Annotated in this window: 13 protein-coding genes; 10 read left to right on the top strand and 3 right to left on the bottom strand. The window is 42.9% G+C overall.

What is annotated here, in order from left to right; genetic code table 11:
• Positions 1-247 precede the first annotated feature (247 nt).
• From MOJ78_RS17805 to MOJ78_RS17785, 5 genes are all read left to right on the top strand, one after another.
• Positions 248-1,276, top strand: a complete 1,029-nt coding sequence (locus tag MOJ78_RS17805) for a serine hydrolase domain-containing protein (RefSeq protein ID WP_370529739.1) — start codon at positions 248-250, stop codon at positions 1,274-1,276.
• 68 nt (positions 1,277-1,344) lie between these two features.
• Positions 1,345-2,292, top strand: coding sequence for an alpha/beta hydrolase (locus MOJ78_RS17800; protein WP_304978666.1), 948 nt, complete (start codon positions 1,345-1,347; stop codon positions 2,290-2,292).
• A gap of 246 nt (positions 2,293-2,538) precedes the next feature.
• Positions 2,539-3,108 (top strand): bifunctional transcriptional activator/DNA repair enzyme AdaA, encoded by a 570-nt coding sequence (locus tag MOJ78_RS17795; RefSeq protein ID WP_304978665.1) that lies wholly within the window; start codon positions 2,539-2,541, stop codon positions 3,106-3,108.
• Positions 3,109-3,110: 2 nt separating this feature from the next.
• On the top strand, positions 3,111-3,668 hold the full coding sequence (locus tag MOJ78_RS17790; RefSeq protein WP_304978664.1) for a methylated-DNA--[protein]-cysteine S-methyltransferase: 558 nt from the start codon (positions 3,111-3,113) through the stop codon (positions 3,666-3,668).
• A complete protein-coding gene (locus MOJ78_RS17785; protein WP_304978663.1) occupies positions 3,628-4,572 on the top strand; it encodes a DNA-3-methyladenine glycosylase family protein in 945 nt (314 codons plus the stop codon). Before MOJ78_RS17790 ends, MOJ78_RS17785 begins: the two co-directional genes overlap by 41 nt.
• Positions 4,573-4,642: 70 nt before the next feature.
• On the opposite strand, the gene MOJ78_RS17780 is transcribed toward MOJ78_RS17785, so the two are convergent.
• The 3 genes from MOJ78_RS17780 to MOJ78_RS17770 form a co-directional block, all read right to left on the bottom strand.
• Positions 4,643-5,686 (bottom strand): hypothetical protein, encoded by a 1,044-nt coding sequence (locus MOJ78_RS17780; protein WP_304978662.1) that lies wholly within the window; start codon positions 5,684-5,686, stop codon positions 4,643-4,645.
• Positions 5,687-5,698: 12 nt separating this feature from the next.
• On the bottom strand, positions 5,699-6,109 hold the full coding sequence (locus MOJ78_RS17775) for a VOC family protein (RefSeq protein ID WP_304978661.1): 411 nt from the start codon (positions 6,107-6,109) through the stop codon (positions 5,699-5,701).
• A 74-nt stretch (positions 6,110-6,183) separates the two neighbouring features.
• Positions 6,184-6,861 (bottom strand): RNA polymerase sigma factor, encoded by a 678-nt coding sequence (locus MOJ78_RS17770; RefSeq protein WP_304978660.1) that lies wholly within the window; start codon positions 6,859-6,861, stop codon positions 6,184-6,186.
• Between the two features lie 193 nt (positions 6,862-7,054).
• Between MOJ78_RS17770 and MOJ78_RS17765 the strand changes: the two genes are divergently transcribed.
• The 5 genes from MOJ78_RS17765 (at position 7,055) to MOJ78_RS17745 (ending at position 13,614) form a co-directional block, all read left to right on the top strand.
• Positions 7,055-7,399, top strand: coding sequence for a VOC family protein (locus MOJ78_RS17765; protein ID WP_304981301.1), 345 nt, complete (start codon positions 7,055-7,057; stop codon positions 7,397-7,399).
• Positions 7,400-7,668: 269 nt separating this feature from the next.
• Entirely contained in the window at positions 7,669-7,959 is a 291-nt protein-coding gene (locus tag MOJ78_RS17760) for a heterocycloanthracin/sonorensin family bacteriocin (protein ID WP_304978659.1), read from the top strand.
• A 165-nt stretch (positions 7,960-8,124) separates the two neighbouring features.
• Positions 8,125-10,077: a putative thiazole-containing bacteriocin maturation protein gene (locus MOJ78_RS17755; RefSeq protein ID WP_304978658.1), complete on the top strand. Its 1,953-nt coding sequence runs from the start codon at positions 8,125-8,127 to the stop codon at positions 10,075-10,077.
• On the top strand, positions 10,074-12,017 hold the full coding sequence (locus tag MOJ78_RS17750; RefSeq protein WP_304978657.1) for a TOMM precursor leader peptide-binding protein: 1,944 nt from the start codon (positions 10,074-10,076) through the stop codon (positions 12,015-12,017). The genes MOJ78_RS17755 and MOJ78_RS17750 overlap by 4 nt, the downstream gene beginning before the upstream one ends.
• Positions 12,018-12,039: 22 nt before the next feature.
• Entirely contained in the window at positions 12,040-13,614 is a 1,575-nt protein-coding gene (locus tag MOJ78_RS17745) for a SagB family peptide dehydrogenase (RefSeq protein ID WP_304978656.1), read from the top strand.
• Positions 13,615-13,661 lie beyond the last annotated feature (47 nt).

Genomic DNA, 13,661 nt, shown 5'->3' with positions numbered 1-13,661 from the left:
TGGAAAAGAAAAAATGAATGAATATAGAAAAGATACCGGGAACATTTTAAGAAGTTATCCAAAATAATAAAGCGGCTTTAAATTTGAAGCCGCTCTGATAGGGGCGAAAACGCATGCTTGAGGTTTGTTTATGAAAACTGTTTTTTCCAAATTATCGGGAAAGGGCTGTTTTACTTTTGAGAAAGCAAGGTATAATATGAAATTGATAGATGAATTTCAAAATATTCACAAAACCGGGGTGAGGAACTTGTTGAAACGAGATATAAAGGTTGTCGAAAACATTGGAAATGTCATGAAAAATGAAGACTTTTCAGGCGTTGTTTTAGTCAAGGAAAAGGATGAAGTAATCTTGGAATCAACATCAGGATATTCCAATCGAGCTGAAGAGCTCTTGAATACAGTACATACACGTTTTGGGATTGCTTCAGGCTGTAAGTTGTTTACCGCAATCGCAATTTGCCAGCTCGTAGAAAAAGGCATATTGTCTTTTGATTCTCGACTTAAAGATTGTCTAGATGTAGAATTTCCGAATTTCAGTGAAACTGTAAGCGTCCATCATCTATTGACTCACAGCTCTGGAATTCCAGACTACTTTGATGAAGAGGTCATGGATGACTTCGAAGATCTATGGAAGCAGACACCTATGTATCTGTTAAAAAGTTTAAGAGATTTTCTGCCGTTATTCCAAAACGGAAAAATGATGTTCGAACCTGGGGAGATGTTTCATTATAATAATGCTGCGTATATTGTATTAGGCTTGATTGTGGAACAAAAAACTGGTCTTTCGGTTACCGATTATATCGAAACCAATATTTTCAATAGATGCGGTATGAGCGATTCTGGGTATTTTTCTCTAGATCAACTACCCAAAAATACAGCTTATGGTTACATCGGCAATGATGACGGAACATGGAGGACGAATAACTACTCGATTCCTATTAAAGGTGGCGCGGATGGAGGAGCCTACATCACCGCTCCGGATATGGTCAAGCTATGGGAAGCATTGTTTGACAATCGATTAATGGGGGAAAAATGTACGGAAATGCTCTTGACACCACATGTGAATGTAAAAGAAGGAGTTAATTACGGGTATGGTATATGGATCAACAATCACGACGATTCGATTTTCAAGTATCACGTAATGGGCTACGATCCTGGAGTGAGTTTTCATTCAGCTTATTATCCAGAACTAGGTGTGAAACTTGCCATTCCTTCAAACCAAAATGATGGTCCTTTTAACGTTATGAAAGCAATTGAAGAGTATTTTGAGTCTTGAGATACTATTTCCATCTGTAACGAAACATTCTAACACATGGTCAGTCACTTATATTACAGGGGGTACATATGGATAAGATCACGTATGCAGGTTTATTAAATAAAACATTAGAACTTTACGAGAAAAATGGGAGCTTGAAAGCCTATCGATATATTACTGAAAATGCCGAAAAGGTTAAGGGGAATCAAGCACAAATTTATAACTTCAGATATTCATTAGCAAGTGCATCAGGCCTTGAACAAGAGGCATTGCAAATCCTAGATGAGGCTGTATTAGAAAACGGATTTTGGTATGAATATGATTATTTGATTGAAGATGATGACTTAAAACCACTTCATAAATATGATGAGTTTCAAAAAATGATCAAGCTGTGCAAGGAAAGAGAAGAGAGCGCTAAAAGTGGTACACAGCCCGAATTGAAAATTTTAAAAGGCAGTAATGACTTAGACGACCAACCATTAATAATCGCGTTACACGGAAATCAGGAAAATAGTGAAATAACGGAAGCGCATTGGAATTCGATTGTATCTGAAAACAATATTCTGGCGTTACCACAATCTTCTCAAATCGAGTTTTCGGATGGCTATGTTTGGGATGATGTGGAAAAGGGATCGAATGAGTTAAAGCTGCATTATGAACGGATACTTGAACAAAATAACGTCGATCCTGAAACCGTTATTGTTGGCGGATTTTCTGCTGGAGCTAGCGTTGCACTTCACTCCATTTTGAATGACAGACTTTCAGCTAAAGGATTTATTTTTGTCGCACCATGGCTGCCAGAGATTGATGAATGGGATGGTTTGTTACATAAGTTAAGCGAAGCAGGGATCAAAGGCTTCATTCTTTGCGGGGATAAGGATGAAGATTGTTTTGAAGGTTCAAGCAAATTTGCAAAGCTTTTAGAGGAAAAAAATATAGCCCACCAATTTAAGGTAGTGAGGGATTTGGATCACGAATATCCAGAGAATTTTAACCAAATCATAAAAGAGGCTATTGAATACATCAGGGAAAGTTAATATTCATATTGGTGTTACGAAGAGCGGGCTGAAGGTGAAAATTCGGGCTGCTATTTTTTACACGTTTAGAAAGTATAAATACTTTCTATAGTATAAGGGCAACTACGACTCTACTTTCTCCTTAAGGCTCGGCAATCGCCGAGTTTTCTTTGTGTGCACACTGTCGAATTCTTGCTATCCTATTTGCTCTGTATTATCAGACGGCATTCCATGGTTTATAATGTGAGCAAGAGAGGTGGCTGGATGATGAGCGATGATGCTATTTTTCAATCTGTTTATGAGACGATTTTACAGCGAAATACTCGATATGATGGTGTGTATTATGTTGGGATAAAGTCGACGGGTATTTTTTGCAGGCCTTCTTGTCGATCCCGTATTCCAAAACCGGAGAATGTCATGGTTTACCGAAGTATTGAGGCAGCTCGTGAAGCTGGTTTTCGACCGTGCAAAAGATGTAAGCCGGACAGTCCAGAGCAGCATGGGCCTGATGCGAAGATGGCGAACATAGTCATCGAGTTGATCCAAGAAAGATATGATGAAAACCTGACGCTTGACCTACTTGCTGAGGAGTTAAAGATGAGTCCATATCATTTACAGCGTGTTTTTAAAAGAACAACCGGAATGACACCTTCAAATCAGTTGCTTCGAACTAGAATGGAGAAGGCGGAGCAATTTCTTGATCAAATGGATTATTCAATCGCTGAAATCGCTGCAATGGTCGGGTTCAGAAGCGCCTCGCACTTTTCTTCCGTTTTTAAAAAAGAGAAAGGTTATACGCCGAATGAATACCGGAAAGTTCATAAAAAGGAGGTTTAGGAATGATGGCTATGCCGAAAGTTTACTGGACGGAATTCACACATCCATTTTTCCAGAATCAGCCGCTGTATTTGGCGGCTACGAATAAAGGCTTATGTAGAATCACTTGGCCGAGCGAATCGATGGATACGTTGAAGTCTTGGGTGAAAAAGCAAGTGCTGGATGCGGAGCTGATTGAGGATGAAGAAAGACTATCAGAGTATGTTTCGCAGCTGCGGGATTATTGTGATGGAAAGCGAAATACATTCAACCTCCCATTAGATATGCGGGGTACTTCATTTCAAACCTCTGTATGGCGGGCATTGACCGACATTCCGTTTGGTGAGACGCGGAGTTATTCCGATGTGGCTGATGGTTTGGATAACCCGAAGGCAGTCCGGGCGGTTGGAACGGCGAATGGCGCAAATCCCATTCCGATTGTCATTCCATGCCATCGCGTCATAGGGAAAAGCAGTGCGCTGACGGGATTCAGAGGCGGATTGAATGTGAAGGAATCATTGCTTCAATTGGAGGGATATCATGATTACACAAAAAAAGGACACGTCCGCTTTCAGTTTTGATGAACTGAAAGGCTGTATATTGATAACAACACCAAAGGAATTCAGCTTTTCAGAAACCCTTACTTATCTTACAAGATCACCTCTGGAATGCCTACATCATGTTGAAGACGGAAAGGTGACGAAGCTGATCGAGATGGGAGGCAATCTTGTCATCATCGAAATCAGTGAACAAGAGGATTCATTACAAGTCCGTTTTCTTGATAGGAAGCTTGGGAGTAAGGAAGCTTATGAGCAAGTTGCAAGCTATGTGAACGAATGGTTCGACCTACAAACCGACTTAAGTCCCTTTTATCAGATGGCTGAAAGGGACTCGATGTTGTCCGGGCTGACGGAGGATTATCATGGGCTTCGGATTGTCGGCGTTCCTGATTTATTTGAGGCGCTTTGCTGGGCAGTCGTCGGACAACAGGTGAACTTAAAGTTTGCTTATACTTTGAAAAAGCGTGTTGTTGAATCGTTCGGGAAGCATGTCGAATGGAACGGCCGAAAATATTGGTTGTTTCCAAAACCACAAGACATTTCAACTTTAACTGTCGAGGAGCTTAAGAATCTGCAGTTCACCGGGAAAAAAGCGGAATACATCATCGATATCGCCAAGCTTATGGAAAGTGGGAAGTTATCAAAGGATTCTCTCCTTTCATGTAAAGATTTTAAGACTGCCGAGCGATGGTTATTATCAATCCGAGGTATCGGTCCGTGGACAGCAAATTATGTACTGATGAGGTGTTTACGAAATCCTGCTGCGTTTCCAATCGGTGATGCAGGATTGCAAAACGCTTTGAAGCTTCTATTAGGAAGATCCCAAAAGCCTCCCCTCGAAGAGATTCAGCAGCTATTCGAACCCTGGAAAGGCTGGGAAGCGTATGCTGTATTTTACCTATGGAGAAGTCTTGCCTCGAATTAGTCAACCACACAAAAAATAATAGGCGGTAAACCTTAACCGCCTAATCCATAAAAACTATTGAAAAATCGCTTTACAAGTGTGTTTCGTGCAAGCTGACTTTCTGCATTTTTTCATAGATTTCCCTCAATGCATTAAGGCCGGTTGCTTCTGCATCCTTAGCTTCCTTCAACAATCGGCTCGCTTTTTGACTTTCTTCATTGATGCCAATTGGTTCAAATGGTTGTTTCCATGGGTACAATTCTGATGCGTGTTTTAATCGATCAGAAACTGTTTGATAAGCGTCAATCGCCTGTCCAGACAGTTCAGCCGGAACAGCGGGAATTTGCATGGTAACCTCATTCAGGAAGAGTGGAGCACGGCGGCGAGCCTCACTATAAACATCAAGATTATAACCAAGGTTTTTACCAATCACTGTTCCCTTATCTACTGTATCAATAAGGTTGTCATAAGCCGCTAATCCAACAGCACAACCTTTGTACACCCAACTTCTGTGATCATTGATTTGAAACAAAACGGAAAGCATCTGTTGAAACGCATCCAAAACGGATACCTTGTTAGGGGTAGGTTCCACCCAATGTAAGTCAATGAAACGAGCATTTCCTTGTTCTTCAGAGTTCATTCTTTGTTCTTGACAGCGTTCACACGGACACATTTGTTGACCAAGCTTTTTCCATGGAATGCTTTCCGTTCCCCGGTGGTGCCAACCATGGGATAAATAACCTTTACCGTCATAGCCGAAGATGATCGCATGCTCATGTCCTTCTTCCAGTTCAAAGCTGAAGCACGGATAATTGTTGTCGATCGCATGTTTTGCATAATCCCATGCTGAGGAGAGGAGTCCATCACGGTCGACAGGATCTTCTGCTCGATGGATACCGCGAACACGGATGCCGACGTTTTCTACAAGACGGAAAATCATCCCCGGATCATACCCGTATGCCACTGCATCGGTCGATACCTTTTTATCTGTCGCGATAAGGAATGCCACACTGCTCATTCCGTATAACCATTCTTCTGAAACGTCGATGTTCAAATAATCGATACAAGATTTTAGGCTGCCTACAAGTGTATGATGCAGATACGAGAATTTTAAAGAATCCAATTGTTTTGTCATCTAATTCCCCCCTTAATCGAAATCGCGGTAATAGGCTTGGCCTTGCTTATCACGGACTGCACTGAGGCAATTGCCATCCGGATCGAAAAAATCAAATCCAACCATAGGTCCGTAGTCTATGACATCGGTTACTTCTACATCGTTTTCTTTCAGTTTTGTGTGCATAGCATAAACATCCTCCGGTTCAAAGTTGTAATAACAATTTCGGAAGCTGCTATCCTTTGATACTTCGAAATCTGTCGGTTGTCTCCGTTCCACGTTAACGAGTCCGAGGAATGCATCACCATGTTCGAAGGAAAACCCTGCTCCTGAATTGTTTTCCCACCGGTTCACTAATTGAAGTCCCAAATGCTCGGCATACCATTTAATTGAACGTTCCAAGTCTGTTACAGGTATAAAGATGCTGCCAATCCGTATTTTCATTTGTTTTCCCCCTTTAATTCTTATGCTTACATATCCCATAACGAACAATTTTCCAAAAAGGATACGCACATTCTTTACTTTTTTTGAAAAACGGACAAAATGTTGCCGTCAGGGTCTTTAAATTCAAAATAATAGCCATTTATTCCAGGGGTACGATTTACTGTAACGCCCCTATCAGCCAGTTCGTGATAAATCGTGACGATCTCGTGTGGTTCACCTCTTTTAAAAGCTGAAAGGAAACGGCTGATTAAATCAGCATTGTCTCCCTTTGATTTTTCCTTATTCTGATAGGCGCTTTTTAAGGTTGTCCTTGCGCGGTGAAGGGCAGATTTCACAGCACCTGCTGTCATTTTTAACATGCTTGCTGTGTCCTTGATTGAAAATGCGAAAGCATCTATCAACAAAATGACAGAAGCTTGGCGGGTCGGCAATTTGTGTACGAGTTCCTCTAACGCTTCCATAATCGTAAAATCAATCGGTGCCGGATCGATTAAGAAGTTATCTTCATATGTCTCTATGTGAACCTTTTTCTTACGGCATATGTCAATCCATGTGTTGGTTGCGATTTTAAAAAGATAAGCTTTGGGATTTTCCACTTCAGTCCATTGGCCTGCTGTCTTATATGCTTTAAGGAGTGTTTCTTGATAGAGATCATCCCCATCCCAAGGTACCCCAGCCAGTTTGTAGCAGTATCCTTTAATCTGATCACCGTACTCTTCTAGAGTAAGTTGATATTTCTCTTCTAAATTCATTGCTCTTTTCACCTCACCTGCTAAGCTTTGACAAAAGTCTTGTATTCTCCTTTTTTTATACTTTTAAAGGAATGATAAGGGTAGCTGGCGTAGCTTTATTATCATTGAAAAGTGGTTTGAAATTTTTCGTATCCTTTTTGCTAGATAGTACGTCTTAAAAGTGAATCAGGATTGAAAGGGGATTAGTATATTGGTGAAAAATAAAATCAATATGTGCTTCATTCATTTGGTAGACTTCGAGCACTCGAAAGATTGGTACAAAAATGTGTTTGATTTCGAGGTTGAAGCAGAAGGAGATGGTTTTTTAGAATTTAAAATGGAAGGAACGAAGCTTGTGCTTTTAAAAGCAATGGTCGATGAGATTAAGCCACTTCCTTATTCCGTCTATTTTTTTGAAACGACCGATGTTGAAAAGACACAAAAGGAACTGAAGCAAAAAGGAGTCAAGGTGGACCCAATCGAACCGTTTGGCGAATCGATGCAAGGATGCCATTTTTACGATCCGGAGGGAAATAAATTACTAGCCTGTACAACTTAAGCTTATGAATTCTAATGAGTAAGCTAATTTTAAATTATAACGACGGAAGCATTGCATTGAGCAGTGCTTCTTTTAGTTGCTTTGAGACTATGAATTTATAAGGATTGCGGGATTGATATTGTAATAGGTATTTGTATCAGTAACAACACCCAAGCATCATTCATATTTTGTTGAGGAGAGTATTTGATTCTCCTGTTCTAGTGACTTTGATGATGTTCATTTGTTTAATGACTTTACATCGATCTAATAAAGATTAGGAGGTTATGTAAATGGATGATTTTCATAAGGAACTCGAATCGTTGAATGTTGGTGATTTTCATGCAGACGATTTGGTTCCCAGCGACCAAAACCCGTACGATGGCGATCCTGATCGACAAGTTATTGGTTTTGGTGGTGGTTTTGGTGGTCGTTGTTCTAATTGCTTCCGATGCTTCAATTGTTTCCGGTGCTTTAGTTGCTTCTTTAGCTGCTTCAATTGCTTTAATTGTTTCCGTTGTCACAATTGCTCTAATTGCAGTCGATGCAGTCGATGCAGTAATTGCAGCCGTTGCGGTTCTTGATTTGTACTTCAATCAAGAACGGTTGTTGTCTCCAGAGGCCCCTGTATGCGTTCGTACAGGGGCTTTTTCTATTAGATTAGACATAAGAGACAAATTTAGGAACATAGGCTATTAAAGTGAAACACAATGTAGATTTGGGATAGCTAACGCGTAAGGAGGAGCGGAATGAAAAATTTGACCCATTCCATGCGTCCGAAAGTGAAAAGGGACACTTTTTTTCTCCCTGATTCAAACAGTGGTGTGTATTTTCGGAACAATTCAAGTTCGTTCCGTATGCAAGGCAGTACGATTGATCAGTGGATTGAAAAGCTGATACCGATGTTTAACGGTGAGAGTACATTGGGGGATTTGACCGACGGATTGCCGGGTCCATACCGTGAGCGAGTATATGAAATTACAGAAGTTTTGTATCGAAACGGGTTTGTTCGGGATGTTAGCCAAGACCGTCCACATCAGCTGTCGGAGCAGGTTCTGGAAAAATATGCTTCTCAAATTGAATTTTTGGACAGTTTAGGCGAGTCGGGGGCTTCCCGCTTTCAAATGTACCGTCAGGCTAAAGTGCTGGCGATCGGCTCTGGTTCTTTTTTCGTTTCATTAGTTTCTGCGTTGATTGAGTCTGGGTTACCGAAATTCCATATTCTGGTTACGGACTCTGTGTCGACGAACCGGTTTCGGATAAAAGAGTTGATAGAGCATACTCGTAGAACCGTTCCTGAAGCAGCGATAGAAGAGGTCAATCTCCTAGAGGATGTGGAGAGTTCCTGGAGAGAGGCCATACAGCCGTTTGATTCGATTTTATATGTGTCGGAGGTAGGGGATGTAGAGCAGCTTCGAGTCCTTAATAGGATTTGTGGGGATGAGAAAAAGCGATTGATTCCCGCGATGTTATTGGACCATGTAGGTCTTGCGGGTCCGCTCGTAGATGCAGAATCAGAGGGTTGTTGGGAGTCTGCATGGCGGTCGATACACCGATCCGTATTTTCCAGGGATACGAATATACACTCCTGCTCCTCACCAGCAGGAGCCATGCTAGCCAATGTGATTGTTTTTGAATTATTTAAAAGGAATACCGGCGTGACCGAATTGGATTCAATGAATCGCTTCTTCCTTCTAAATCTTGAGACCCTGGAAGGAAAATGGCATTCTTATAAGTCGCATCCTTTTGTAACGGATCGAACCTCTGCTGAATGGGTTGAAGATATCAATCTACGGCTAACACAGACCGTGGGCAAAAATAATAAGGATCCGTTGTTCCTATATTTCAGCCAACTGACATCGGCAGTATCAGGGATTTTCCATATTTGGGAGGAGGGGGATCTAAAACAATTGCCTCTAGCTCAGTGCCTTGTACAGGTAGTCGATCCGAAGTCAGAAGGACCTGCCGATCTGCTACCCAAGCATGTTTGTTCAGAACTGACGCATGAGCAGGCACGGCGAGAAGCCGGGCTCATAGGAATTGAGACGTATGTTACACAAATGATTGATCAGTTCGTTCCACCCCCACCGTTTGATCAGGATCGTGGGTTAAAACCTCAAGAATTTGTCGGTGTCGGGGCGGGTGAATCGTTTGCGGAAGGTGTTTGTCGCGGGCTGCAAACGTATTTGTTTGAGGTTTTCAAGAAAAAGGCCGACCATAAGACGACTGTTTCTCCGGTAAAGGTGAATTCGGTCGAAGATGATCATTGCCGTTTTTATTTGGAAGCGCTGACCAAGACACATGGAGCTCCTATTATCGGCTTAGGTGAAGAAGTTTCTGGTTTCCCAGTCGTTTGGGTCGGTTCGGATGATAACTGGTATGGCAGTGTTGGTTTAAACGAAACATTGGCGTTACGGAATGCATTACAGCACGCACTGTTGAAGGCACAAAACGAATTGGATTACGATACGAGAAAGGCGTTAGAGTTTTCACAGGTTCCACAAGAACAAACTGAACAACGAAGCATCGACATCCGAGCGTGTAAAGACCATGAACAAACTGAGATTTTACGGTCTGCCATTCAGGTTTTAGAAAATAATCAAAAGCGGCTGCTGGTTTTTGAGCTGATGCTCGAACCGATGTTAAAAAAGGAAATACTTAGCGTGTTCGGTGTGTTGTTGCGAGAGGAGGCATCTCGGTGACTGCGGTTGTAGGGATTGTCGGAAAGGGAATGTTGGCGGACTATGCTTGTGAAAAATTGTCCTCAAAGTACGAGATAGTCCGTTGCACTGATTTTGAAGCGGGAGTCCCTGAAAATGCTGATTTGGTTTTAGTGTTACATGATGTATGGCTCCCAACTGTTCATCAACAGGCAGAAGAAGTATTACGATCGCGAGGCATCCCCTGGATACGTGGTTTCGTTTCATTTGGTGAAGGGGTTATCGGGCCGATGGTGCTTCCTGATGTACCTGGATGCTCCCAGTGTGCGGATACGCGACGTCTCAAGGCAGGCCGTGATCGAAAAGAGATGTGGGAGATCCTACAGGAACGGAAGCAGAACAACGAAATAACATCTGATGTATGGGCATCACATACGGGATTACTTCAGATAGCTTGCCTTCTAGTGGCAGAGGTGCAGAAGGCTTTGGAAGGTAGTTTGACCAACTCGGAAGGAAGGATGGTTTTAGTAAACCTGCAAACATTGGAGAGTTCCTGCCATTTCATTTTACCGGATTCGTTGTGTCCGGTATGTAGTCCGTTACCTGATGACTCAGCGGAAGAGGCTCGAATTTCTCTTAATCCAAGTCCGAAAGCCAGTACGGATAGTTACCGATGCCGTCGATTGGCTGACCTGAAAAACGTACTTGTGAAAGACTACCTTGATCATCGGACTGGATTGTTCAACGGTAAAATGCACGACTCAGTGCCGCCGTTTGCTGATGTAATTGTAAATCTCCCATTGATGAACGCGGATGAAGGAGTAGCAGGGCGGACTCATTCATATGAACATAGTGAGATGACAGCTATTTTAGAAGGGTTGGAACGGTCTTGCGGGATTGCGCCCGGTGGAAAACGTACTGTAGTTCATGATAGTTTCCGCAACTTAATGGATCAGGCTCTGAATCCCGTATCAGTAGGGGTGCATGAGAAAGAACAGTATACTCGGGAAGGCTTTCCATTTACACCATTCAGTCCCGATCAGAAAACGGATTGGGTATGGGGATATTCTTTTACGCAAGAACGTCCAATTTTGGTTCCAGAACGCCTTGCGTATTACAGCTTGGGCTGCGGGCATGAATTTGTTTATGAAACCTCGAATGGATGCGCATTAGGCGGTAGTTTGGAGGAAGCGATTTTCTATGGCCTTTTGGAGGTGGTGGAGCGTGACTCGTTCTTGATGACGTGGTATGCCCGGCTGCCACTCCCTCGAATTGATCCTTATTCCACTGATGACAAGGAATTGAAGTTGATGGTAGACCGTATCCGAGCGGTTGGAGGGTATGATATCCATCTGTTTAACTCGACGATGGAACACGGAATTCCAAGTGTTTGGGCGATGGCTAAAAATCAGAAGGAAGAGGGATTGAACCTCATCTGTGCCGCTGGAGCTCATCTAGACCCGATTCGGGCAGTGAAAAGCTCACTCCATGAATTGGCAGCGATGATGCTGACCCTCGACGAGAAATTTGAAGAGAACCATGATGAGATTGTGAAAATGCTCCATGATTCTTCCTTGGTAAAAGAGATGGATGATCACGGGATGTTGTACGGCTTGCCGCAAGTAGAAGAGCGCTTGAAGTTTTTATTGGATGATGATCGTCCTTTGCGTACGTTCAGCGATGAGTTCAAATGGCAGTCGCAGCATACAGACTTGACCGATGATCTTAGGGACATTCTTCACATATTTCGGGAATTGGATCTTGATGTGATTGTGGTGGACCAGACAACACAGGAAATCAGCCGGAACGGATTGTCTTGTGTGAAAGTGCTGATTCCAGGCATGTTACCGATGACATTCGGGCATCACCTCACCCGTTTGACAGGTCTGGAACGGGTGTTGAAAGTACCGTCAGAACTTGGGTATGTGGAAAAACCAATTACATTTGAACAGCTTAATCCATATCCGCATCCGTTTCCATAAGCGGTGACCAGGAGGTAGGAGGATGAGTCTAGAGGAATTTTTGCACAATCTGCATTTTGATATAAACAAGGTGAGTCCTCCAGATTGGGAAGTGGATTGGGAGGATGCACCGTTAACGTATAAGCTCTACCGCGGTTTACCTGTCACCCCGTTGTCAGCTGAGGTACCGCTTTCACTTGATGGGAAGGAGGAGCCTAACAAGCTGGACCTCCGCGGAATCGGACATTTCCTCTGGCACGTATACGGACTTAATCAATTTTCGCAGACGGTATTTGCTGCGGATTCATCAGACGAAGCGACGGAATCTATACAGTCCTGTCGGCGGTTTGTTCCTTCGGGTGGGGGGTTGTATCCGAATGAATTGTACATTTATCTGAAGGTGGAGGAATTACCGACTGGGGTTTACCATTATGATGTGGCACACCACCGCTTGGTTTTGTTACGAGAAGGCGATTTTGATTGCTATATAGCCAGTTCTCTCGGTAATCGCTCTGACATGTCTGCTTGTTTTGGTACGGTGTTTATCACGACAATGTTCTGGAAAAACTTTTACAAATATAATAACTTTTCGTACCGTCTTCAAGGGTTGGATGCTGGGGTATTGATCGGTCAGTTGCTCGAAGTGTCGAAACGGTTTTGCTTCGACTCCGGCGTATATTTCCAATTTCTTGATCGGGCTGTCAATCATCTGATTGGGCTGACCGAACAAGAGGAGAGTGTGTACGCGGTCATCCCTCTTTCGGTGGAGACTGGATTTAGCACAAACGTAAGTTCTGCAGATGGGGTTGTTTATGCTGACGAATTATCCCGAGAGCTGCCGACGATTCATACTGACCATTACGTCAAGTCTCGAACCGTTCTGGAATATCCGATGTTAACGAAGATGAATGAAGCGTCCATGCTGGAATCAACGGAATCCTTTTGTCCATCTGTGTCGGAGGAGAGTAGTCCATATGACAGTCAGTCACTAGCATTACCTCGTATGAATCGGTTATCGTATGATCTTTCTGCGATTTGCCGAAAGCGGTTTTCACCTGAAATGAATTTTGTGTTAGAAAAGGTAAGTCAATCGCAACTCGCTTCACTACTACAGGAGGCCATGTCTGCCTTCTCCTATCGGAATGATTTAGACGGCGCAAATTTAAAAAAAGGATCGCGAGTTTCTTTGTACGGTAGTTTTTACAATGTTGAAGGGATTCCGAATGGTGCGTATTACTATGATGTTGCTTCTCATTCACTGCAACTCATACAGTCTGGAGATTTACGGCTTCCATTGCAAAACGGGATGTCTCTAGATAATGTGAATTTGTTTCAAGTTCCGCTTTGCTTACACGTTTCTGGGAATAAGGGTCACTACAAAAAGTCTTTGGGGTACAGAGGATATCGCATCCAACAAATGGAGGCGGGGATGCTCGTGCAACGATTACTGTTAGCGGCTTCAGCGATCGGGATGGGAGGTCACCCGCTACTCGGGTTTGATGTGAATGCATGTGATAGGATATATAAGATGGAATCTCAACGAAAAACGAGTCTGATCCAAATCCCAATAGGCCCATACAGACAGCGGGCTTGGCTAAAAGGTAGTCTGCATAACTAAGGATTATTTGCCCAAAACAAATATCCATACTTGGCTGAATATCACAA

The sequence above is a fragment of the Alkalihalobacillus sp. AL-G genome, assembly GCF_030643805.1.
Taxonomy (GTDB): domain Bacteria; phylum Bacillota; class Bacilli; order Bacillales; family Fictibacillaceae; genus Pseudalkalibacillus.
The sequence above is the reverse complement of the archived record's forward strand: the minus strand, read 5'-3'. Positions and strand labels throughout refer to the sequence as shown.